This is a genomic window from Flavobacterium hibisci (genome assembly GCF_020026925.1).
GTDB classification, from domain to species: Bacteria; Bacteroidota; Bacteroidia; order Flavobacteriales; family Flavobacteriaceae; genus Flavobacterium; species Flavobacterium hibisci.
Map to the genome: position 1 here is coordinate 192,146 of NZ_JAIQDW010000005.1, position 25,524 is coordinate 217,669.

At 34.7% G+C, this 25,524-nt stretch carries 15 protein-coding genes and 1 CRISPR repeat array; of the genes, 7 read left to right on the top strand and 8 right to left on the bottom strand.

Going from position 1 to position 25,524, the window contains the following annotated elements:
• Window positions 1-102: 102 nt before the first annotated feature.
• Together K8B81_RS07695 and K8B81_RS07700 are read right to left on the bottom strand one after the other, a co-directional pair.
• On the bottom strand, window positions 103-2,268 hold the full coding sequence (locus K8B81_RS07695) for an alpha-glucuronidase family glycosyl hydrolase (protein WP_223680563.1): 2,166 nt from the start codon (window positions 2,266-2,268) through the stop codon (window positions 103-105).
• A gap of 283 nt (window positions 2,269-2,551) precedes the next feature.
• Window positions 2,552-3,583 carry a LacI family DNA-binding transcriptional regulator gene (locus tag K8B81_RS07700; protein WP_223680565.1) on the bottom strand — a complete coding sequence of 344 codons (1,032 nt, stop codon included), beginning with the start codon at window positions 3,581-3,583 and terminating at the stop codon, window positions 2,552-2,554.
• 246 nt (window positions 3,584-3,829) lie between these two features.
• Here K8B81_RS07700 and K8B81_RS07705 point away from each other — a divergent pair, with 246 nt between their 5' ends.
• From K8B81_RS07705 to K8B81_RS07725, 5 genes are all read left to right on the top strand, one after another.
• The gene (locus K8B81_RS07705) at window positions 3,830-6,451 is read left to right on the top strand and encodes a glycoside hydrolase family 3 protein (protein WP_223680567.1); all 2,622 of its coding nucleotides are present in this window, start codon (window positions 3,830-3,832) and stop codon (window positions 6,449-6,451) included.
• Between the two features lie 50 nt (window positions 6,452-6,501).
• Window positions 6,502-8,547, top strand: a complete 2,046-nt coding sequence (locus K8B81_RS07710) for a transketolase family protein (RefSeq protein WP_223680569.1) — start codon at window positions 6,502-6,504, stop codon at window positions 8,545-8,547.
• A gap of 270 nt (window positions 8,548-8,817) precedes the next feature.
• Window positions 8,818-9,393, top strand: coding sequence for a hypothetical protein (locus K8B81_RS07715; protein WP_223680571.1), 576 nt, complete (start codon window positions 8,818-8,820; stop codon window positions 9,391-9,393).
• A 3-nt stretch (window positions 9,394-9,396) separates the two neighbouring features.
• The gene (locus tag K8B81_RS07720) at window positions 9,397-11,514 is read left to right on the top strand and encodes a cation:proton antiporter (protein ID WP_223680573.1); all 2,118 of its coding nucleotides are present in this window, start codon (window positions 9,397-9,399) and stop codon (window positions 11,512-11,514) included.
• A gap of 96 nt (window positions 11,515-11,610) precedes the next feature.
• The gene (locus K8B81_RS07725) at window positions 11,611-13,062 is read left to right on the top strand and encodes an FAD-dependent oxidoreductase (RefSeq protein WP_223680575.1); all 1,452 of its coding nucleotides are present in this window, start codon (window positions 11,611-11,613) and stop codon (window positions 13,060-13,062) included.
• A gap of 52 nt (window positions 13,063-13,114) precedes the next feature.
• Here K8B81_RS07725 and K8B81_RS07730 read toward each other — a convergent pair whose 3' ends face one another.
• On the bottom strand, window positions 13,115-16,372 hold the full coding sequence (locus K8B81_RS07730; protein ID WP_223680577.1) for a PAS domain-containing sensor histidine kinase: 3,258 nt from the start codon (window positions 16,370-16,372) through the stop codon (window positions 13,115-13,117).
• 273 nt (window positions 16,373-16,645) lie between these two features.
• Here K8B81_RS07730 and cas1 point away from each other — a divergent pair, with 273 nt between their 5' ends.
• Window positions 16,646-17,560, top strand: coding sequence for a type II CRISPR-associated endonuclease Cas1 (gene cas1 / locus K8B81_RS07735; protein ID WP_025572662.1), 915 nt, complete (start codon window positions 16,646-16,648; stop codon window positions 17,558-17,560).
• A complete protein-coding gene (gene cas2, locus K8B81_RS07740; RefSeq protein ID WP_029762953.1) occupies window positions 17,536-17,865 on the top strand; it encodes a CRISPR-associated endonuclease Cas2 in 330 nt (109 codons plus the stop codon). The genes cas1 and cas2 overlap by 25 nt, the downstream gene beginning before the upstream one ends.
• Here the strand turns inward: cas2 and K8B81_RS07745 are convergent.
• From K8B81_RS07745 to K8B81_RS07765, 5 genes are all read right to left on the bottom strand, one after another.
• The gene (locus K8B81_RS07745) at window positions 17,843-18,436 is read right to left on the bottom strand and encodes a transposase (protein ID WP_223680579.1); all 594 of its coding nucleotides are present in this window, start codon (window positions 18,434-18,436) and stop codon (window positions 17,843-17,845) included. The genes cas2 and K8B81_RS07745 overlap by 23 nt on opposite strands.
• A gap of 227 nt (window positions 18,437-18,663) precedes the next feature.
• A CRISPR array of direct repeats spans window positions 18,664-20,215; the repeat unit is 36 nt; unit sequence AATATCGTGTTTTCTAATCTTTAATCAAACCACAAC.
• A 92-nt stretch (window positions 20,216-20,307) separates the two neighbouring features.
• A complete protein-coding gene (locus K8B81_RS07750) occupies window positions 20,308-20,586 on the bottom strand; it encodes a type II toxin-antitoxin system RelE/ParE family toxin (protein ID WP_223680581.1) in 279 nt (92 codons plus the stop codon).
• Entirely contained in the window at window positions 20,579-20,821 is a 243-nt protein-coding gene (locus K8B81_RS07755; protein WP_223680583.1) for a ribbon-helix-helix domain-containing protein, read from the bottom strand. The genes K8B81_RS07750 and K8B81_RS07755 overlap by 8 nt, the downstream gene beginning before the upstream one ends.
• A gap of 49 nt (window positions 20,822-20,870) precedes the next feature.
• A complete protein-coding gene (gene cas9 / locus K8B81_RS07760) occupies window positions 20,871-24,254 on the bottom strand; it encodes a type II CRISPR RNA-guided endonuclease Cas9 (RefSeq protein WP_223680586.1) in 3,384 nt (1,127 codons plus the stop codon).
• Window positions 24,255-24,491: 237 nt separating this feature from the next.
• Window positions 24,492-25,469: a M20/M25/M40 family metallo-hydrolase gene (locus K8B81_RS07765; protein WP_223680588.1), complete on the bottom strand. Its 978-nt coding sequence runs from the start codon at window positions 25,467-25,469 to the stop codon at window positions 24,492-24,494.
• Between the last annotated feature and the right edge of the window lie 55 nt (window positions 25,470-25,524).

Below are 25,524 nucleotides of genomic sequence, written 5' to 3' on the forward strand. Positions count from 1 at the left end.
TTAAGGTTGATAGTTTTTTATTTTGATTTCTGGTACAGTTTTTATTTTGTGTCTTAATACAATCTGTAAATAATAATGATTATGATTTTAGCTAAATATCTTTTAATTTCCTGGCGCAAAAGGAAATTTCAATGATTTAAAATATTCTAAAGATTGTGTTGGTTTCTCTACTCCAACAGGCAATTCCTTACCCGAATATTGCTGAAAATAAAGCAGACATGCATCTCTCCACCATTTTGCTTCTTTATACTGAATTTCTAATAACATCTGAACTTCTTTGAAACGTTCGTTATCAATATATTTTTCAGCTTTATTCCATGTATTTTGCATATTTTTCACCTGATCGACACCTTCCTGATACTTCAAAGCCATACCATTCCAAAGCGTTTGACCGTTTTTTAATTTATAATCCCAGGAAAGATGATGAAACCATAGCAAATCTTTTTCAGGACAAGTCTTTACATTATCAAACATCTTTTCTACTTCAGGAGCATATTGTGATGTTGCATTTGTTCCTGTTTTAGACCGGTCAAAACCTATTCCATTTTTATCTGCTTTATGATAATACACCGGATTCCATTCTGGCCTTGATAAATTAGAAACCCATGGTCCCGGGCCGTAATGATGCGCTGTATCCATAATATGATGTAATCCGAGTGGCGTCATATAATTAACAACTACTTCACGCGATTCAATCATCATTTTTTTTATTGGGGTTATGAAATTTTCATCGTTCGAAAACGTACATCTCAGCCATTCATCGGCAATAACTTCAGAATCTAAATTTGGGTTCCAGGCCAGCCTTCCAAAGCCATACCAGTTTGCCTGAGCAAAAGGGTGACCGGTCCAGTTTAAATCATTTCCAATATTGGAAACTCCTGCAATACCTGTTAATTTCGTTTTTGTATAAGAACCGTCAACTACTTTAGCAACTGTTGTTCCTTTTCCTTTTTGATAAGTATCTGCTTCTAAAACTTCCTGAAATAATTTAGGCAGAAAAACCAAATGCGTGCTAAAACCTAAGTATTCCTGAGTAATTTGAAATTCCATCATTAATGGCGTTTTTGGCATAGCCCCAAACATAGGATGAAAAGGCTCCCGGGGCTGAAAATCGATTGCTCCGTTTTTTACCTGAACGATTACATTCTCTTTGAATTTTCCGTCGTAAGGGACAAATTCAGCATAAGCTTGTTTTGCCCTGTCATTGGCATCATGTTCAGAATAAACAAAAGCTCTCCACATAATCACCCCGCCAAATGGCGCAACGGCATCGGCAAGCATATTGGCACCGTCAACATGATCCCTTCCATAATTTTGTGGTCCTGGCTGACCTTCTGAATTCGCTTTTACCAGAAAGCCCCCAAAATCCGGAATTCTTTTATAAATTTCTTTGGCTTTATCTTTCCACCAATTTACAACCCCAGCATCTTTTGGATCTGCAGTTTTTAATCCACCGATCTCAATTGGTGCTGAAAAACGCGCTGTTAAATATACTTTTATTCCGTACGGCCTAAATACGTTGGCCAAAGCTTCAACCTTCTCTAAATATTGAGCCGTTAAGATTAAAGCGTTTGCATTTACATTGGTCAAAACGGTTCCGTTTATTCCAATTGATGCATTTGCTCTGGCATAATCAACATATCGCTGATCAATAAAACCAGGAAGTTTTTGCCAGTTCCATAATGAAAAACCGGCGTAGCCACGCTCTACAGTGCGGTCTAAATTATCCCAGTGATTTAAAATTCTGATATTTGTTTTTGGACTATCAGCAATATTTAAATTTTGTATTGGTTTATTTGTCTGGATTAATCGCAAAAAATGATAAACACCGTATAAAACTCCAATATCTTTTTTACCAGTAATAACAATGTGGTTTCTATTACTTACAGAAATCGATTTGATAATAAAACCTTCATCATTTATAAGAGCGAAACCAGATCCAATTGCTTTTTGAATTTCAGGACTTAATGCCAATTTTGAGCCTAAAATTATAGTATTGTTCCCTTCTAATTTTGAAACGTCCTGAATATCATTTCCAAGCATATCATTCAAAGCATTGTGTAATTCATTTTCAGCAATTTTTAAAGTTTCTGTATTTTCTAATACTACTATCCCTTTAATATTTGATAAGTAATCTGAAGTTAGTTTTGAAATCGTTTTTTTTTCATATTGCAACCATAATTTATAATCTTTTTGTGCCAATGCCGGACAACAAAATACAAAAAACAATACGCTCAATTTGAAAAAAGTCTTCTTTATAGGTTTCATTATTCTTTTGTTTACTGCTTAATCAGACACAAACAATATCATAATTTAAACTGATTATTTAGCAATATAAATACTAAAAAAATGCAGTATTAAAAATACCACCATGTTCGCAATCGGTTGTGCTAAAATACAAAAATAAAGCAATTAAAAAATAAAAAATCTACTTTATGCCTTATTTTAAAACATTAACAAAACAAATCCTATATTACAGCAGAAGCTATATTAAACTATAAAATCGTTCATACAAAAAATAGATTTTTCCATAACTATGGCTTATAAAAATTTAAATCTTTTTGGATGACTCACGTATAAGCACCTGAGTATTTAAGAATGTAATTTCTTTGGCATCCTCTTCTTTAACAGATTTAAGATTTTTAATAATTAATTCGGCGGCAGCTTTACCCATTTTCTCAGCTGGATGTGTGATAGTAGAAATGTTAGGCTCAATTATTTCAGAGATAGGGTCATTATTGAATCCAATTACCGCAAATTGGTCAGGTACCTTAATTCCTCTTTTTTTTGCGGTTTGAACTGCGCTTACTGCAAGAATATCTCCTGGAGCAAAAAGTCCGTCTGGTGGTGATTTCAAGTCAAACAACTGATTACAGGCTTTTACACCATCCTCGTAAGTCATTTCCTTTAAACTAATAATAAGATTTTCTTCAACGGGAATGCCATGCTCAGATAAAGCATCGATATACCCTCTTTTACGTTCATTGTAAAGTGTCCCGAATTCTGATCCGGCAGTTAAATGAGCAATTCTTTTGCATCCTTGTTCTACAAGATGTTTTGTCGCCTTATAGCCTGCTAAATAATTATTGATTACAACACGAAAAGTATCATAATCTTTAGGTACCCTGTCAACAAAAACTAAAGGAATGTTGTTATTTGAAAATTGTTTAAAATGTGAAGTATCTTTAGTTTCCATTGCAAGCGAACAAATGACGCCGCTTACCCGATTACTGTACAAAGACTTGGCCATATCGACCTCCATCTGGTATGAATCGTGCGATTGCATAATAATGACAGAATAATTAGATTTTTGAGCAGCAATCTCAATACCACTAATTAATGATGATAAAAATGGCTGTGTAACCGTTGGTATCAAAATTCCAATGGTTTTCGTTACATTACCACGAAGTCCAGCTGCTAAAGTATTAGGTACAAAACCCATTTCTTTAGCTGTCTGTTTTACTTTTTTAATTGTTTTTTCACTTATGCTGTGATGGTCTTTTAAAGCCCGAGAAATTGTTGATGCTGCAAGATTCAGTTTTTCTGCAATATCATAAATTGTTACATGCCTGTGTTCTTCCATGAATTAAAGTACTAAATCGATGTAAATGTACTTATTTTAATGTTATAATAATCAATTATGCATTTATTTAGGATATAATAAGAGTTTTTACAAAAATAATAGTATTGAAAATGTTAATTTATCATATTTTTAAATATCTCTTTGAACATAATTTTTTTATTATAAAAAAAAGTTATTCCTTTACACAATCGGTTGTTTAAAATTGTATTATTTAATTAAGTTACGTATCTCTATAAAATATAGTTTATGAAAACAAAAAAAATCACAATTGTAATTGCACTGATCATTTCATGCTATTGCTTAGCGCAAGAAAAGGATAAATTCCGGTTTCAAAATACCAAATTAAGTTTTGAAGAAAGAGTAAATGATCTCGTAAGTCAGTTAACACTAGAAGAAAAAGTATCTCAGATGTTAAATTCGTCTCCGGCAATCCCAAGACTTGCAATACCTGCATACGACTGGTGGAACGAGACTTTACACGGAGTGGCAAGAACTCCTTTTAAAACGACTGTTTATCCTCAGGCAATAGCAATGGCAGCCACATTTGATAAAAATTCACTTTTTAAAATGGCCGACTATTCAGCACTTGAAGGAAGAGCCATATATAATAAAGCCGTAGCATTAGGCCGCACCAATGAACGCTATTTAGGACTCACCTATTGGACACCCAATATTAATATTTTTCGTGATCCACGCTGGGGACGTGGACAGGAAACGTATGGTGAAGATCCGTATCTGACAAGTGTTCTGGGCGATTCGTTTGTAAAAGGCCTTCAGGGAGATGATCCTAAATACCTAAAAGCTGCTGCATGCGCCAAGCATTATGCCGTGCATAGCGGACCTGAATCTTTACGCCATACTTTTAATGTTGATGTAACACCATATGAACTTTGGGACACCTATCTCCCTGCTTTTAAAAAATTAATAACAGAGTCTAAAGTAGCTGGTGTAATGTGTGCTTATAATGCCTTCAGGACACAGCCATGTTGTGCTAGTGATATATTAATGACAGATATTTTAAGAAATCAATGGAAATTTGATGGATATGTGACCTCGGACTGCTGGGCAATCGATGATTTTTTCAAAAATCATAAAACACATCCGGATGCTGAGTCCGCCTCGGCAGATGCTGTTTTTCACGGAACAGATATTGACTGTGGCACTGATGCCTACAAAGCTTTAGTCCAGGCTGTAAAAAATGGAAAAATTAGTGAAAAACAAATTGATATTTCTGTAAAACGTCTTTTTATGATCCGTTTCAGACTAGGAATGTTTGATCCTGTTGAAATGGTAAAGTATGCACAGACACCAGCCTCGGTTTTAGAAAGTACAGAACATCAGCAGCACGCCTTAAAAATGGCAAGACAATCCATGGTTTTGCTTCGAAATGAGAAAAACGTATTACCTCTGAATAAAAACCTCAAAAAGATTGTGGTACTTGGTCCTAATGCAGATAATTCCATATCCATTTTAGGAAATTACAACGGAACTCCCAGCAAGCTAACAACAGTTTTAAAAGGAATTAAAGAAAAAGCAGGTGCCAATACGGAAGTTGTATATGAAAAAGCAGTCAACTTTACCAATGATACTTTGCTAGTATACCAGAATCTTAAAAATCAATACGCTTACGAAGGAAAACAGGGCTTTAAAGCCGAATATTTTAATAACAAAAATCTTTCAGGTGAACCTGAAGCTATAAGAACCGAACCTGAAATCAATAACTTTTGGCAGGAAGGAGAAGTTGTTATAAAAAACATTAAAGCAAACCAATTCTCTGCACGCTATACTACAAACTTTACGGCAGAAAAGGATGGTTCTGTTACTTTTGAACTTAGTGCAGATGATGGATATCGTTTTTTAATAGATGGAAAACAAGTTATAAATGCATGGGACAGAAACAGATGGGGAGAAAAAACGTTTAAATTAATTACGAAAAAAAATACCGTTTATAAATTGGTTTTAGAATATTGGCAAGGTGAAGGAAAAGCCAACGTTGCATTAAATACCGGTAATTTTGAAAAAACGGATTTCAAAAAGATCGTTGATAACAATAAAGACGCCGATGCGTTTATTTTCGTTGGGGGAATATCCCCACAACTGGAAGGTGAAGAAATGCCTGTAAACTTTCCAGGATTTGCCGGTGGTGACCGTACCTCTATCCTACTTCCAAAAGTTCAGACCGAGTTAATGAAAGCTTTGAAAACCTCTGGAAAACCAGTCGTTTTTGTCATGATGACAGGCAGCGCTATAGCCATCCCTTGGGAGGCAGAAAATATTCCGGCAATACTCAACGCATGGTATGCAGGCCAAGCGACTGGAAATGCTGTATCAGATATCCTTTTCGGAGATTATAATCCAGCAGGAAGACTACCTGTTACATTTTACAAAAGCGATTCAGACCTGCCTGCTTTTGTTGATTACAGCATGGATAACAAAACGTATCGGTATTTTAAAGGTGATCCACTATATGGTTTCGGATATGGACTTAGTTATACTTCATTTAAATACGATCAGTTAAAAGTAACTTCCAAAATAAAAAAAGGACAGCCTGTTTCAGTTTCTGTGAAAATAACCAATACCGGAAAATCGGAAGGAGAAGAAGTTGCCCAACTGTATATTATCAATCAAAATCCATCTGTAAAAGCACCTTTAAAAAGCCTCAAAGGATTTGAAAGGCTTAATTTAAAATCAGGTGAAAGCAAAATAATCAGTTTTACACTTTCTCCTGAAGACCTTTCTTCAATTACTGCAGAAGGTAACCTGAAACAATTTTCCGGAAAAATAAAACTTGCTATCGGGGGCTGTCAGCCAGATGAAAAAAATGAAATAAAAAACAATATTGTAACCCAGATTATTCAAATAGACTAGTAATAAATCTAAGTTTAATAACAACACAAGATTACATTAATTAACAAAAAATGAACAAGACAATAGACCAGTTATCTGCGGATAATATTAGAGCATTAGCCATTTCAATGGTAGAAAAAGCAAATTCAGGGCACCCGGGCGGATCTATGGGTGGAGCCGATTTTATGCATATCCTTTATACAGAATATTTAAAATATGATCCATCAGACATGCAGTGGATTTTCAGGGATCGTTTTTTTATGGATGCCGGTCACCTTTCTGCTTTAATGTATGCCCAATATCATTTGTTAGGCAATTATGAAAAAACAGATTTAGAGAATTTTAGACAATGGGGATCTGTTACACCAGGACATCCTGAAATTGACGTAAAAAGAGGTATCGAAAATACCTCAGGTCCTTTGGGACAAGGACACGTTATGGGTGTAGGTGCCGCCATTGCAGCAAAGTTTTTATCGGCCAGGTTTGATAATTTATTCGATCATAAAATTTACGGATTCATAACAGACGGAGGCATTCAGGAAGAGATTTCTCAGGGCGCAGGACGTATTGCCGGACATTTGGGACTGAATAATTTTATTATGTTTTATGATTCAAATGATGTACAGCTATCGTCAATGACTGATGAAGTTACAACCGAAGATACTGCTATGAAATACGAATCCTGGGGATGGAAAGTTATTACGATCGATGGTCATAGCCATACGCATATCCGTTCTGCGCTCAATGCCGCTCATGCAGAATTAGAAAGACCTACACTGATTATTGGAAGAACTATTATGGGTAAAGGATGTGTAACCGCTGATGGGGCAATGTATGAAGGACAATGCGAACTGCACGGAAAACCGATTGGCGGGACAAAAGCATGTTTTAAATCAACATTACTCAATTTAGGAGCAAATCCGGACGATTCATTTGCTGTTTACGAAGACGTTGCTGCGCATTACAAAAACGTGTTAGCCAGAAAAACAGCAGAAGCAGCAGAGAGAAAAACAAAAATTGCTGCATGGGAAAAGCAAAATCCTGAACTGGCAAAAAAAATCCAGCAGTTTTTTAATGGTGACCTGCCGGAACTCGATTTCAGTTCGATAGCACAAAAAGCCAATTCGGCTACACGTGATGCTTCGGCAGCAGTTTTGGGATATCTGGCTGAAAATGTAGAAAATATGATTGTTTCTTCTGCCGATTTATCCAATAGTGACAAAACTGATGGTTTCTTAAAAAAATCTTCGGTTCTGAAAAAGGATGATTTTAGCGGTGGATTCCTTCAGGCTGGAGTTGCAGAACTTACCATGGCAGCAATTGCAAACGGAATCGCCCTTCACGGGGGAGTTATTCCGGTTGTAGCTACCTTTTTTGTGTTTTCTGATTATATGAAACCTGCCATTCGACTTGCAGCAATTCAGGAACTTCCAGTAAAATATGTGTGGACCCATGATTCCTTCCGCGTAGGCGAAGACGGACCAACGCATCAGCCAATTGAACAGGAAGCTCAGATTAGATTATTGGAAAAAATCAAAAATCACTCAGGAGATCAAAGTTTATTAGCCCTGAGACCTGCAGATGCTGTTGAAACTTCGGTAGCATGGCAAATGGCATTGGAAAACAAAAAAACACCAACGGGATTAATTCTTTCGAGGCAAAACATTACCGACATTCCAACTTCAGGGAATTCAAGATTTGAAGAAGCTTCTAAAGCAAAAAAAGGAGGCTACCTTGTAAAAGCTGTTCAAAATCCTGATATCACTTTAATAGCAAATGGATCTGAAGTAGCGACTCTTATTGAAGCAGCAGTTGAATTAGAAAGCAGCATTAAACTAAAAATAAACGTGGCCTCTGTAATTTCTGAAGGACTTTTCAGGTCACAGCCAAAAGAATATCAGGAAAGTGTTATTCCAACAAACGGATTGGTCTTTGGGCTGACAGCAGGGCTTCCGGTCAATCTGGAAAATCTTGCGGGAAGCCGTGGAATAGTTTTCGGACTGGATCATTTTGGTTACTCTGCTCCTGCCCATATTTTGGATGAAAAATTTGGCTTTACCAGTAAAAATGCCTGCGATGAAATCATTAAATATTTAGATGCAAATAAGTCTAACTAAATAAAATAAAAAATGATTTAATAGAAAATACAATTATTCTATTTTATTAATGAGCCTCCAAGTCGATGAATTTGGAGGCTTTTTTATTTCGTTTTTTGGTGTAAAGCACACTCATTTTTTATACGACTTTTTGAAATTAAATTAATCTTAAAAAAACAAAAAACTGGCGTCTTCGCAATTAATTTAGTAACTTGTAGTAGTTAAGTTATATTTTGCACTCTTACTGTGTAATTTTTTATTTGAATAAATATAAATCACAAAACCTGTTTCATGAAAAAAAATCTTCTGCTATTATTTTTTACATGTGTGTTTATTTCTTGTGAAAACAAAAAAGAACTAGAACTTCAAAACAGAGAAAAAGCTTTAATCTTAAGGGAAGAACAATTAGCTGACAAGGAAGCAGATTACCAGGCCCTGCTCATATTCCGCGACAGCATAATAGCCTTAAAAGATACTGTTAATAATCCTGTTGAACCAATAAAAGAATGGCCAAAAAACATTCAGGGCATCTGGAACAGTAAAATGCTTTGCAGGGAGTCCAATTGTAATCAATATGTTATTGGTGATCAACGAAATGAGACCTGGCAGTTTTTATCTGATTCTAGCGGGATTTATATGAATGTTTTGAACAACAAAAAACTTATACGTGTATTTAAAGCCAGGTATATCGACGATAAGATACAGCTCGAATTTAACAGTGACAGTATTTCAAAAAACAGAATAAAAATGAATGTAGTTCTGGATGACATCAAAGAAAACGTCATTAAAGGAACACAGACAATAACGAGACAAGATAACTGCACAGCAAAATTTTCAGTAGAACTTACCCTTCCCCAAAAAAAATAATTTATGTTATTAAGTATTCAACACGTTAGTCTTCCTGTAGAAGATCCATTACTGAAATTCCTAATAGAACTTATCATAATTTTATGTATTCCGCTTTTATTGAATAAAATAAAAGTACCCCATCTTTTAGGTCTTATCATAGCTGGTGCCGTAATAGGCCCAAACGGATTTAATGTCCTTGCCCGCGACAGCAGTGTTGTCGTAACAGGAACAACCGGATTGCTTTATATTATGTTTTTAGCGGGACTTGAGATTGACATGGGCGATTTTAAAAAGAATAAATGGAAGAGCATTACTTTTTCACTTTACACTTTCATATTCCCGTTTATTCTTGGACTTATTGGCGGTTATTATATACTACATTTTTCCTTGTTAACATCAGTTCTTTTTGCCAGCCTTTTTTCATCTCATACACTCATTGTATATCCAATGGTAAGTAAACTGGGAATTGCAAAAAAACTGGCAGTGAATATTACGGTCGGCGGAACAATGATCACAGATGTGCTTTCACTTGTAGTTTTGGCTGTAGTGGTAGGCATGTCACAAGGAGAAGTTGGGACTTCTTTCTGGGTTAAATTATCGGTTTCGATGTTAGTCTTTGCCTTGATTGTTTTACTTGTATTTCCAATCATTGCACGATGGTTTTTTAAAAATGTAGAAGACAAAATCTCACAATATATTTTTGTCATTGTAATGATTTATCTGGCCTCTTTATTAGCAGAATTGGCTGGAATTGAAGCGATAATTGGTGCCTTTTTTGCCGGTCTTGCTTTAAACCGACTTATACCGATTACATCATCACTTATGAATCGGGTTGAATTTGTTGGAAATGCGATCTTTATTCCGTTTTTCCTGATTAGTGTAGGAATGTTGATTGATTTTAATGCTTTTATTCAGAGCTGGGAAACTTTGGGTGTAGCTTCGGTTATGCTGGTAGCTTCTATTGGAGGAAAATATGTGGCCGCTTTTTTTACCAAAAAAACATTCCGCCTTACCAATGATGAAGGGACGCTCATTTTTGGGATGAGCTCTGCTTCTGCCGCTGCAACACTGGCTTCTGTAATGGTAGGCTACAATATCATTTTATCTGAAAATGAAGCAGGAGAACCTATTCGTTTGTTGAATGAGCATGTCCTTAACGGAAGTATTTTACTGATCCTGGTTTCTTGTACCATTTCATCATTTGTTTCAATGGCAAGTGCCCAAAGAATCGCAGATTCTGACAAAGAAGAAACTGTTGCAGGAGCGAGTCATGAAAAAGAAAACATCCTGATGGCTGTAAATCAAGAAAATACCGTGGAGAAATTAGTCAACCTGGGACTTCTTATTAAAACACAAACTAACAAAGACGGACTTTTTGCACTAAATATTATCAACGAAGAAAAAAGCGAATCCTCCACTAAAAATGCAGAGAAATTATTAGGAGAAGCGGTAGAAATAGCTGCTGGTGCAGATATAAAACTAAATCCGATTACAAGGCATGACAATGATGTAGTATCCGGAATAAATAATGTAGTCAAAGAACAAAACATTACAGATTTAATCATTGGTCTGGAAGAAAAAGGTTTTTCATCTTCCTTTCTTTACAATCTCTACAATGGTTATTTACGCAATAAGCAAATCAACATCATTATTTATCATGCCATACAGCCCGTAGCAACGATAAAAAAATATATCGTTCTTATTCCTGCGAATGCAGAGCGTGAGCCGGGTTTTTTCCTTTCTCTTCTAAAAGTCTGGAACATTGGCAAAAATTCAGGAGCAAAAATAAGTTTCTATGCCAATGAAAAAACAAACCAGATTTTAAAAAGTATTATTAAAAAAGCTAATATTGAAGCCGTTTTTAATACAATTACAACATGGGAAGAAGGTCAGCAGGCAGCTTTTAGTTTAGAAGATGACGAAGGTTTGATAATGCTAATGGCAGAGAGAGGAATGGAGTCTTATTTTTCGCAAATGCAAAAAGTCCCGGAAATATTAAACAAAAACCTCAATAACAATAATTACATCCTTATTTATCCTTTTTCAAAAATTGATAGTACAGTAACCGAAAAAAGAGCTGTGAGTAATCTGGATGATTTTGCTGATATTGGAAAAATTATTGGAAGGATTTTCAAATAAACCAATAAGATTTATACCCTCTGCTAACTAATAATCCCTTTCATTTTATCTTAACTTTGCATTTTTAAATACCGATAATAATTATCAAGTAAAAAATTGAAAGTAGAAAAAGTGGAAAATGAACCTGTAAGCTGGACGATATGCCGGGAATGCCAGGGACGCGGAAAAAAAAGCCGAAGAATAAGCAAAAAAACACGGCTTCTTTACCAGATTGCATTGGAGGAATTTCAAAAAATGCAAAGCAAAGGTACAGAACCGCTTCCGCCAAAAGGGAACCTGTATTCATGTCCAGACTGTTCCGGATCTGGGTTAATTACTGCTGCCAACACTCCTGTCGCAGACAAACAATATCCACATATTGCTATTATCGGTGGCGGAATAGGTGGAATTGCTCTTTCGGTGGCGTGTTTGCATCGCGGAATTCCTTTTACACTGTACGAACGTGACACAGACTTTAATGCGCGATCTCAGGGCTACGGACTCACCTTACAACAAGCCAGCAAAGCAATTCAGGGATTAGGGATTTTCTCTTTAAAAGATGGGGTGATTTCAACAAGGCATCTGGTTCATACTCCGGATGGGAAAGTAATTGCAGAATGGGGAACCAGAAAATGGCTTCAGTCTGATATAAAAACGTCTTCGAAACGTACCAATGTGCATATCGCACGTCAATCTTTACGATTGGCTTTACTGGAGCAGCTTGGAGGAAATAATCAAATACAATGGGGACATCAGTTAATCGATTTTAGGGAATCTGGAAAAGGCGTTGACCTCAGTTTTCAGGTTGATGGAAAAATTAAGCAAGCCCAGGCAGATCTTGTAGTTGGAGCCGATGGTATTCGAAGTTCTGTCCGAAGGCTGCTTATTGGAGAAACCACTACGCCTTTGCGTTATTTGAGATGTATAGTGATTTTAGGTATCTGTCCATTAAGTGCTCTTCAACATCTTAACAATCCTTTATTAGATTCTGCTACTATATTTCAGACTGCCAATGGCCACGAACGAATCTACATTATGCCTTATTCATCAGATTCAGTAATGTGGCAGCTTAGCTTTCCTATTTCTGAAGAAGAGGCGAAATCATTAAGTAATAAAGGACCTAAGGCTCTCAAAGAAGAATCATGCAGAAGAACCCAATGGCACGATCCTGTTCCTCAAATTGTATCAGCAACTGAGGAAAACTACATTTCCGGATATCCTGTTTATGATCGTGAATTGCTTAAACCCGAATTACTGGAAAAATCAGGATCAGTAACACTGATTGGAGATGCTGCACACCCAATGAGCCCGTTTAAAGGGCAGGGTGCCAATCAGGCAATTCTGGACGCACTTACATTGGCACGAAGTATTTTTAAAGGATGCAGACCTTCATCTGACTGGAGAAAAGCAGGAATACGAAAAAGTGCACTAATGGAATTTGAATTAGAAATGTTAGAACGCAGTGCAGTTAAAGTACAAGATTCAGCAGACGCTGCACAGTTCCTGCATTCTGAAATTGTACTTCATGAAAATGATGCGCCGAGGAGATGGTTTAAGAATGATGAATAATATTATCTTTTGAAATATCTGTAAATTAAAAAGAGGATGTTATGTTCTCACTTTAAACAGGCAGGAAAATATGAAATTTTGTCCCTTTATTCAGTTCTGATTCTGCATACATTACACCCTGATGATTCATCACAATTCTTTTGCACAGCGCCAACCCGATACCGCTTCCTGGAAAAATATGCTGTTCATGGAGGCGTTTAAAGATTTCAAAAATCTGATTTTCATAATCTTTTTCAAAACCTATTCCGTTATCCGTAAAAGTAATATGATGGTAATGATCTGAAACAATTGTAGCGTTCGTAATGTTCTCCAGATAAGTATGGGGTACAGTTTCAACATTTATTTTAATTTCCGCGTGAGTATCAGCTTTTGTAAATTTAAGAGCATTACTAATCAGATTATAAAACAACTGATTCATCTGGAGTTTTGAAGCGTTTACTACCGGAAGATCTTCTACAATTAATGTTGCATTTTTTTCCTGGGCAGCAATTTCAAAGTCGTTCCACAAATCTTTAATTACCAGATTTAAATTAACCGGCTTAAATGATTTTTCAGGATTAAGAAGACGTGAAAAAGCAAGCAGATCTGAAATCAGGAGGCTCATTCGTGCACTTGAGGATGCAATTTTGCTGACAATTGTTTCAGAATCCATGCTTGATTTCCCCTCCTTAAGCAGTCCTGCAAAAATTTGAATCTTGCGAAGTGGTTCCTGAAGGTCATGACTTGCAACATACGCAAATTGCGCAAGTTCATGATTAGAGTGTTTAAGGGCATCGTTAGATTTTTCAAGTTCCAAATTTGAAATTTGCAGCTTTTTCAAAGTTGTCTCTAATTCAGATGTTCGTTGTTCTACCTCATTTTCTAATGCAAGCTGTAACTGCCTTTGAATGGTAATATCCTGGGCTGTGCCGTTTATTAGTATTGGCTTACCCTCATCATCAAAAAAAGTCTGGCCAATTGAATGTATAATTTTTTCCCTGCCGTTAATCCCATGAATTATTTTATATTCGGCTTCATATTTTCCGGAAGACCCCATTTTTTGAGCAGCGAAAAAAGCTTCTTCTACTCTGCTTTGATCCGCGGGTATTATGACTGACCTTGCTTTTTCTGATGTCATTACGGTATCTTTAAAACCAAACATGTCAGCATGTCGTTGCGATATTGTGGTAATGCCTGATTGTACATCCATAGTCCAGGTACCCAATTCGGCAAGTTCAACAGCAGAACGCATTACTGCTTCTGCCTGCTCTACTTTTCTTATAGAGTCCAGTTCAGAGGTCACATCTGAACCAACATACAATACAGCATAAATATTTCCTTCTCCATCTAATAACGGAGTAAGGCTGACTTTATAAAAATGTGTTTCTTTTTTTTTTGTATTCAAGCCCGGAATCCCGCTGGCAGAAAAACTTCTGCCTGTTTGATAAACTTCTTTAACTGTTTTGAGAAAAGTTTGCGAGCCATCATCTTTCAGGACATCAGAAAGCATTTTACCTTCAGGGTTGGCAGTTGTTCCGGCGTACTTAACAAAAGACTGGTTAGCATTTTTTATAATTAAATTTTCCCCCACAAATAAACTAACTGCTACTGGTGCTGCCGCAATTACCGCACGAAGATTAGATTCACTTTCACGAAGAGCCATTTCAGTTTTTTTACTCTGCGTTATATCTGTAGCATGAACAATGAGTCCAGCTACATTTCCGTTACTAATTATGTGTGGTGTGTAAACAATACTAAGCCATCTGTCGGTCCCCATTCTTGAAGGTGCAAACATTTCATATTTTTCCTGCTGGCCCGAATAGGCAGTTTTAAGATGGGGCAGTACTTTCTCATAGCCTGCTTTTCCTATAAACTCCCGTACTGTTTTACCAATGGCTTCCTTTTCGCCAACCGAAAACCAATCCATAAAAACAGAATTATACGACTGATAACGCTGTTCTCCATCAAGATAAAAGATCATGGCGGGCACCGTATCCCTTAATAATTCCAGATGTGCCTCACTTTCTTCTAATGCTTTTTGCGCGTGAACTTGTGCTGTTACATCAATAGCAATATCTAATATGGCATCAATTTCTCCTGATTTATTTTTTATTGGCGTATAAGAAATATTATAATAATTGTCTTTTAGGATTCCGTTTTGAACAATTTTGACAAGAGATGCAGGGGAAATAAAAGGAATACCTGTTGTAAAAACATCATCCAGTATTTTAAGATATGCCTGGCCCTCAGTAATAAGTTCAGGCATCACCTCACGCAGAGGCAGACCTTCAATATTCGGGCCTTTTCCAACAATATCTATAAAAGTCTGATTAGGATTTTCAACGATTAAATCACGACCTACAAATAAACCAATTCCGGCCGGAGCAGCAGCAATTAGGCTTTTTAGCCGTGCTTCACTTTCTTCAACTGCACGGCGACTCAAAACCTGCTTTGTTACATCAGTTGCTACAACAAGAAGATTATTTGTTTTTTGAAATCCGTTTTTATTAACCTGATAGGTAAGATCTACATAAATATTTTCCAATGCTCCACTACGAAAAAGCTCAACCTCGACTTCTTTAGCCATATAAGGATTTCCTGTAATAATCACTTCTCTCAGAAGATCGTCAAAACCCTGTCCTTCAAGTTCCGGCAGTGCCTTTAGCAAAGGTTTCCCAATTAAATCTTCCCGGTTTCGTCCAACCAATTCACAGTAGAAAATATTCGCACTTTGAAAAACCATCTCATCATCCACACTTAATGTCGCAATACCCACAGGTGAATCCTCAAAAACAGATGCGAACTCGCTTTTATTTATTTCGATAGTATCTACTAAGTTACATGATGGATTTTCTGTACAGGTTACAAAAATTCCTTCTATGTTATTAAATGAATTATACAATGGGCTATATCCTAAAGAAAGCTTGAGACTCAATATGTCATTATTTCTAATTAATGTTAAGTCTAAAACATCTTTTGATTTAAAAATACTATCATCAAATATTGCATTTATAGTTTGAGAGATAGTATGCCATTGAGAAGTTAATACTTTATCCATAGGCTGGCCCAATAAATCAGAAAATTTATCTCCAACTGTTAGATAGTTCTTAAATGAATCATTAAAAAAGAAGTGTTTCTCATTGCCCCAGACAATAAACATAGCAACAGGAGAAGTGACCATAATTCCTACCGCAGTCCTAAGACTTTCAGGCCAATCTGAAACATGTCCTAAATCAATTATATTTAAGCTACTTAGAAGAACACCAGTCTCTCCTCCGTTTTTCAAAAATGCATATTCCAAACCACTATTCTCTTCCAGTACTTCCTTCATTTATTTCACTCTAATTTCTAATGTGAAGGTAGTATAAATTTAGGTTTTAAGTCATTGCTTTTTACTATTATTTATATCTGATTTTTCTCGGAAGGATAAAAATAATTTGCCGTTTGTATGTTTCAAGGTAATTCATAAATATATTCGAAACTAAAAATCTGCAAATTATGGAAAACCGTAACCACCGTATTTCTTTTACGTCGAACTTTAGGTCACTAATAAAAGAATCAACTTAAAGTTGAATGTAAGATTATTTAATTTCAAATTGAATTTATGTTAAAAAGAACTATTCTAATTGAAAACAAATTTTCGATTACCACAAAAAACAATCAGCTGGTACTGAAATCAGAAATACGGGAGAGTACAATTCCTATTGAAGATATCGGATTTCTTGTTCTCGATCATAATGAAATCTACCTCAGTATTCCTGCGATGAATTTACTTATTGAAAACAATACCTCTATTGTAATCTGCGGGAAAAATCATCTTCCTAATGGCATGGTTTTAAACCTCAACAGTCATCATATTCAGCAGGAAATATTCAAAAATCAAATTGAAGCTTCCATACCATTAAAAAAACAATTATGGCAGCAAACTATAATTGAAAAGATTAAAAATCAGGGACTTTTACTTGAAAAAATAACAAAATCCAAAAATAGTTTTCCTTTTCTTGCCAGTAAAGTGTTGAGTGGCGATTCAACAAACATGGAAGGAGTTGCAGCACAACAATATTGGAAATACTTTCCACAGCCTCATTTAGAATTCGACGGAATCAAAAGAGAACGTTATGGTGACTATCCTAACAATTTTCTGAATTACGGTTACGCCATTTTAAGAGCCGCAACTGCCCGGGCACTTTCCGGAAGCGGATTACTGAATACATTAGGAATTCACCATAAAAGTAAGTACAATGCTTTTGCACTTGCCGATGACATTATGGAGCCGTTCCGCCCGATTGTCGATGAAAAAGTATTTGAAATTATGCAGTGTTTTGATGAACAGGAACTAAACACTGCTATCAAATCTGAATTATTACAAATATTAACCCGGACAGTTTATTTTAAAGAGGAGAAAAGTCCTTTAATGATCGCTTTGCAAAAAACAGCAAGTTCGCTTCAACAATGTTTCACAGGAAATCGAAAAAAAATTAAATATCCTGCATTATGGAACTTAACGGATATCGAATAATGTGGCTTTTTGTTTTTTTTGATCTCCCGACAGAAACAAAAAAAGACAGGCGAAATGCATCCGGATTTAGAAATAATTTACTGAAAGATGGATTTTCGATGATGCAGTATTCCGTATATGTTCGCCATTGTGCCAGCGGCGAAAGTGCCGATGTCCATGAAAAAAGAATTCACAAATTGCTCCCACCTTTAGGAAAAGTAAGCATACTTCGAATAACTGACAAACAGTTTGGCAATATTTTGAATTTCTGGGGTAAAGCAGCTGTACCGTCTGCACCTCATCCTACGCAACTAGAATTGTTCTAATGATTAGCAAAAAAAGTATCTGACCCCATTTTTCAGGATTCAAATCAATGTAATTACTAATGTTGTGATATGATTTATCGTTTCGAATGATATGATCGTGAAAAGAACGCTGCCAGGAAAAATCTTCAAAACCAGCCCTATGAATCAATTTTGATGATGTGGTTTTAAACGCCCCCATTAAACCTGATAATGATTTTATTTTGATTTCTTGTACGGACAGCTCGCGAGCTGTCCCTTCTGTCCCTATCAATAATTTATTCCTATCAATTTCTATAATCATATGAACATGATTGGGCATTACAACATAATTATGAATTTCAACGTATTTATATTGTCCGGCCAGCCATTCAATTTGCCGCTTTACGATTTTTCCAAATTCATTCAAATCCATTTTAAGATCTGCACAATTATTTTCAAAATGATTTTCATTGGAATGATGTACGGACAGGTCGCGACCTGTCCCCACAGATCCAAAACAACAAATTCTATCCTGAACACATATCGTGACGAAATATAAATTATCGCTGGAATAATTAAATCCCTGCATTCTATTTCTTTTTCTATTTTTCATTATCCTTCAATTTATAATTCCATCTGCTCAGCACAGCATATCAGTACGGACAGCTCGCGGGCTGTCCCTTCGCAAACCAATCATGATTTCATGATAAAAATATTGAAATTCAAATTATTACAAACAAAAAAATGCTTCAATCCTGGGTTATCAATCCAAAAAAGAAGCATTTTTTTATACGATATTTCAATTTAAACCCATGATTATCAGAAGGAAACAGCCCAACTAATATCGTGTTTTCTAATCTTTAATCAAACCACAACGCATCCGTTCCAATATATATGTTGTTTACGAATATCGTGTTTTCTAATCTTTAATCAAACCACAACGTTTGGAGGTATCGGGAACATACTCAAAAGAATATCGTGTTTTCTAATCTTTAATCAAACCACAACGTAGTTCCTATATTTTACGAACTTAATAAAAATATCGTGTTTTCTAATCTTTAATCAAACCACAACGCAGTCGAAGACCCAAATGTGGATAAACTAAATATCGTGTTTTCTAATCTTTAATCAAACCACAACAAAAACTTTCAACTCAGGATGCAACGCTTTAATATCGTGTTTTCTAATCTTTAATCAAACCACAACGTATCTATAAACATACATACGTTTTTATTAAATATCGTGTTTTCTAATCTTTAATCAAACCACAACCAACGGTATTAAACTTGGAAAGTTAAAGAAAATATCGTGTTTTCTAATCTTTAATCAAACCACAACCATTATCAATTACCATTTCGGGTCCTTTCTAATATCGTGTTTTCTAATCTTTAATCAAACCACAACCTGAAGATGATGCAAAATCTGAAGGTGTAAAATATCGTGTTTTCTAATCTTTAATCAAACCACAACAAATAGCCCACAACACCGACTGCGAAAACCAATATCGTGTTTTCTAATCTTTAATCAAACCACAACGCTGATTATCGTTTAGGAATCCGAATCAAAATATCGTGTTTTCTAATCTTTAATCAAACCACAACCTAATTGTCATTTTGCTTTTATCCTGTAAGAATATCGTGTTTTCTAATCTTTAATCAAACCACAACCGGCCATCTTCTTAATGCTCTTAGAAGATGAATATCGTGTTTTCTAATCTTTAATCAAACCACAACGACCTCGTACTGCGGGAAGCTTCAATAAATAATATCGTGTTTTCTAATCTTTAATCAAACCACAACCGGTTTGTAAATAGTTTTTAAGCGCATAGAAATATCGTGTTTTCTAATCTTTAATCAAACCACAACGTTAACGGACGAAATCGAAGAAAGCAGTCTAATATCGTGTTTTCTAATCTTTAATCAAACCACAACGCAATTGAAGAAGGTAAATTGACAGCTACAAATATCGTGTTTTCTAATCTTTAATCAAACCACAACCGCTCAAATAACAGATGTTGTGCGTGTTTAATATCGTGTTTTCTAATCTTTAATCAAACCACAACTAGATAACGTCGATTCTTTGCGAGGTTTTTAATATCGTGTTTTCTAATCTTTAATCAAACCACAACACATTAAAGATACAAGTGAATTTGGAATTGAATATCGTGTTTTCTAATCTTTAATCAAACCACAACAGGTTGCAATAAAGAATTGTGGTTTACTGAAATATCGTGTTTTCTAATCTTTAATCAAACCACAACCAACACAAGCAACAACATAATCTTCAAATGAATATCGTGTTTTCTAATCTTTAATCAAACCACAACGTAGAGTATTTTTTTTTCTTTAAAATTTAAAATATCGTGTTTTCTAATCTTTAATCAAACCACAACTGAAAGCTACTGCATCTCTTCTGGGTAGATGCCACATCTTTCAGTTGTGGTTTGAGAGGTTTAAGATTTTGAAAATTATGTCAATGAACTTTTTAATACTCTTGCCTTCCAACAATTGTTACAATTTCAACCATATCATCACTGATAATTCTGTAAAAAATAGTATCAACACCACAGACACAATAACGATACCCTTTCATTAAGTAATCCGAATTTGGAAACATAAAAGGATTAGATGCAATTTTGTCAAAAGATTGAAAAAACATTTCATAATATTTATCCGCCTGAAGCATTCCAAATTTAGCAACACCGTAGTCATGTATCCGCTCTAAATCATCTTCAGCATCTTTTGTCAGAACGTAACTATACATCCTTGTACTTGCTTTTTATCTTTGCTAAAAGCTCTTCTTTAGTCAAAGTACTATGACCGCTTTTTTCTGCTTTTTCAATCTTATTACGCACAAAATCATAATATTCCTCTTGCGAACGTGCTTTTTTAATGAGATAATTAATTGCTTCACTTTTGCTCGTAAATTCGTGTTCTGCAACCTGATTTTTTAACCATTCATCATTTTGTTTGGCTAAAGTGATACTTTGTCTTGGCATAACAATATTTTTAGTGGTGTAAATTTACACCAATTTTTTTAAATTTCAATTACATTCTTGAAATTATCCCAGAAACTGAAATTTTAACTTTAATAGGTTGAAATGTTTCCCATCCTGTTTTTCCTTCACCAAAACTTTGGATTCTAACATAAAAAGGTTGAAAATTTTTCTGTATAGATGATTCTGAACTTAATCTAAATTCATAGAATTTAGAAGATAGTTTTTGAACTCTATATAAATTTTCTTTTAAAAATTTATAATCTGGATTTTCCCAATTAATTTCCTCTTCATTTAATCCTAATAAAAACATATCATTAATATGTAAGGTTGTTACTATTTGTTTTCCATCTAATGGTAATTGATAAATTGGAAACCCTTTTCTTTTTCTTTCTACAACTGTCCAAAAAGTAACCACTTCTTCCTTTAAGTTTCCTTTCTCATCCTTGTAAATAAGCACGTGATGATTATTTCTTGGATTAACCCATTGATTTAAGTCATCTTTTAATTGTTCAGCTCCACCAATATTTTCCTTCATTCTAATTTTTAAAATTGGAACTGGGTTACCATTTTTATTAGGTAAGAAAATTTGGGGTTGTTTAAATCCGTTTTCATCAACTATAAAAAACGTATTCGCAGGAATAACTCCTTTTACAAATCCGCCTAATTCCTGAATTCTTTTATGTATTAATTTTTTAATGGTCTCATCTACGACTTTTTCTAGTTGTTTTTCCGTTGTTAAACTATCAATTGTCTTTCTAACGTGAAATGCTTCTTCTCCATTAAAGTTTCTTTTTCCAAAAACTGTTTCTTTATGTAGTTGCCCTCTTGCTGCCACTCCAATGTTTTTATGAATTATTCCGTTTTTTTCAACTTTATGTGTTCTAATAGTTACAATGTTATTTAGTCTTTTGTGTGAAATCAATATTTTTTCAACGGCTTTTTCTACATCATAACGAAATGTTTCCCATGGCATAGGGAAGTCTTTTAAATCATAATTTCTATTATAACGATTCCATTTTGATAATTCCTGCAAATAACTTGCCTTACCACAAGCCATTACCAAAGCATCTATTGCGTGATGACGATGGTCTTCACGGGTTTTGGCATTTTCATCATTCAAAACAGAATTTAAGCCCCATTTTTGACGCAAATTTGCAGTCATTTGTCCTGGTGAAACCGCTACTTTTTTGCAGACTTTACTCAAATAATTTTTAGCTTCTTTACTTATAAATCGCGTATCATTTAATTGTCGGGATGAAAAATCATCATCAAATTTTTGCTGAACAAATCTCTTGAATTTTTGATAGGCATTTGGGTATTCCTTTGTATCAGAAAATAGTTTTAAGGCACGTTCTTTTATAGCTGACCAGTTTGCTTCATCACCTCCATAATACTCAAACGGTGTTCTATTCCCTTTTAAAATATTTTCTTTTGCAAAACATAATGTTTTGTTTGAAAAGCTATCATTTAGAGAACGACTCCATGGATGAATATGCTCTATCTGAATTTCGCCTGAAAATAATTGAGTAACAGAAATTGCCTTACCCGAATAAGGACACGTTTTTTTACATTCTTCCCATAATTTATATAACAAAATAGAATCATGTGTTACTCTTGCATATTTTTCAACTTCAGTTTTAACCCTGTCATTTTCTCTTTCTAATCGTTTTTGATCTCTGCGAATTTTATTTCGTTGTGATTTTGAAATTTTTAAATCACGAGCCATTTCAACTTTTATTTCGTCAAATTGTCCGTGTTCATCAATCAATTCATTAACCAACTTACGCAATTCAAACAATGCAGTAATTACAATAGGATTTCTAATGGCTTGAATTTCCTTGTCGGCATCCTTTCCAACGGGCAATTTTTCAAGCAATGATGCTACATCAATTGTTGCAGAATGATGATAAAGTTTTTTTAATTGTTTGTCGTTAAATTGAAATTCTTTACGAAGTAAATCCTTAATGGTATCTATAAAACCGCCTGAAATTTTAGACCTGACAATTCCTTCAATGTTATCAATTAAATCTAATTGTTTCTGATTATTTTCTGATGTGTCATTTTGCCATTTCTCGCCAAAAGTATTTTTTATTCCCCCCATAACAACTGCAACATCATAGGTATATCCTTTTTGCATGAATGGCAAAATATTACCAATAGCTTTTCTACTTAAACTCGCATAACCATCTTTTACATTAAACTTTGATATTGCTATAGCTTGTTCTTCTGTGAAATTCCAGTTTTTAACAGCATATTCTTTAAGATTTGATTTACTGTCAAAAAAATATAAAACGTGCCAAATATCTTCTTGTTCTTTATCTGAAAATTCAAACCATTTTTTACCAAAGAATTTTTTATTTGACAGATTAGAAATAGTGTGCGTTCCAACTATTTTATCATCATCCTTATAATTGAATTTGAATTCTGCACTTTCTTTACCAATAGCTTTTCGCAGTTTTTTGAACTCAATTTTATCTGACAAAAGTAATTGCTCAATCAGTTTATCTTTTTCTTCCTGAGATATTTTCTTTCCATTATATTCAACAGTGTTTACCCATTGATAAATTCTGAACATTTCAACAGGAACAGCACTTACCGGGCATTTCGTTTTTGTAGGTTCAAAGGAACAGTTACCAACTAAATGCTTTTGTGAACGCAAAGGTCTTTGATGAAACAAAATACCATCTTCTTTGTAATTATCCTGCTTTCTTCCTCCAAAAATTGTTTTTAAATCATAATTTAAAACCGAATGAAATTCTGCTTGTTTGTCCCAAATCAATTCAAATTCATCAACATACATTTTACGTGTGGTGTACCTGTTTCTGATTCTTTCCAAACCATCCTGAAAAGGTTGATTCGCTTTTGGATATATTTCATATAAATAAGAACCTAATGTTTTACCTTCAATACTTTCTAATGTATCATCAATTCCTATTTTTCCTTCCTTTGCATTTCCTTTAAAAATAGCTCCATCGTCATTACCTCCTTTTCTACTGTTACTTAAAAATCCACGTCTTTGAATTAAATGGTAAAAAATTCTGCCAATTTCTTCTAATGATAGTTTTTCGTTTAAAGCTTTTTGTCTAAGCTCATATGGATTTAATGCAAACCACTTTGAGAGTTTATCTGTTGGGAATAATTTTGTTTTTTTCCAATCCTCAAAATCATCAGAATTCATTGGACACATATTATTTTCAGAAAGCTTTTGTAGTAAAATTTTCTTTCTTAAACGTCTTCTAAAAAATTGACGCCGAACTCCTCTTGCACCAGTTCTACTTGCATTTTTTGACATTTCGTTATCCCCATCCCCCAGATTTTCAACTCCCATGGGAAATATTCTGCTTCCTATTCCTAAAATTTTATTTAGCTTATCGTCAATCAATGCCCACCCAATCGAGTTTGTTCCTAAATCTAATCCTAAAATTTTTGCCATATCTCTTAAAATTTAAACCGAACGAAATATAGCACAAAATAAATTAAAGCAAATATGGTTTTCCTTATTCAAACCAATTTACTTTTTCTATATATTTGTGACTGATTAAAATTTCTAATCTTTAATCTTATCACAATAAGGCTATATGCCGTAGATGAAAATCTTTAGTCCTGCTTCGGTGGGACTTTTCATTTAGATAAAATAGTACGTTTTTCATAGAGTAATAAGCTTACTATTCTAATCCTGCTTAATAAAATACAGTTGTTGCGGATCATTTGCAATTGCCATTAGCGCATTATAAATATATTGAGCTACCAAAGCGCCTCCCTGACTATTTATGAAATCAATATCATCTTCGGGTGTATGATATTGCGGGTGTCCTCCGGTATGAAATCCCACAGCAGATATACCAGCTTTATAAAACGAGACATGATCAGAGCCTCCTACTTCACCAGCATGGACAACTGGATTAAGGTTACTGGTTTCTCCTAATTTCTTCATCAATTCTACTCCATCTGGAAAAGTTCCGGCACCTCCCATGTAAATTTGCTTTTCTTCATTTAGCCTTCCCACCATATCCATATTCAACATTACTTTTACAGCCTCTTTTTGAACGGGCAAATGAGATACGAAATATTTAGAACCTAACAGTCCTTCCTCTTCTCCGCTAAAAGATATAAAAATGATACTCCTTTTGGGCTTGACTTTAGCTTTTGATAATTCCTCAAGAATACAGAGTAAAGCCGAAACTCCTGAAGCATTGTCATCTGCTCCGTTATGAATGGCGAAAGCTTCTTTCTTTTTACTGCCTGAATTTTGTCCTCCCCATCCCCAATGATCATAATGAGCACCTATTACTATATATTCGTTCTTCAGTTTTTCATCGGAACCTTCAAGATATCCGACAACATTTTGAGTCGAAACACTATCTGATTTCATCTTGTTTATTCCTTCTTTCACAAAAAGGCTGAAAGGCTGATAATAGTTGCTATCAAACGTTTTTAAACCGTATTTTTTAAAATATTTTTTGATGTAAGCAGCCGCTTCATTATTGCCTTTGGTTCCCGGAAAACGACCTTCTAACTTATCTGAAGAAAGGTATTTATCATGTTTGTAGAATGTATCTGCCAGATTGTTTTTTTGGGCATTTACAGTGATGTGGAAAAGTAACAAACTGAAAACAATTCTAAAACTTATATTTTGCAAAAATTCCATAATTCTATTTTGATTATCAAAACATTACTAACTTCGTTAAAAGTCGATTTGAGTT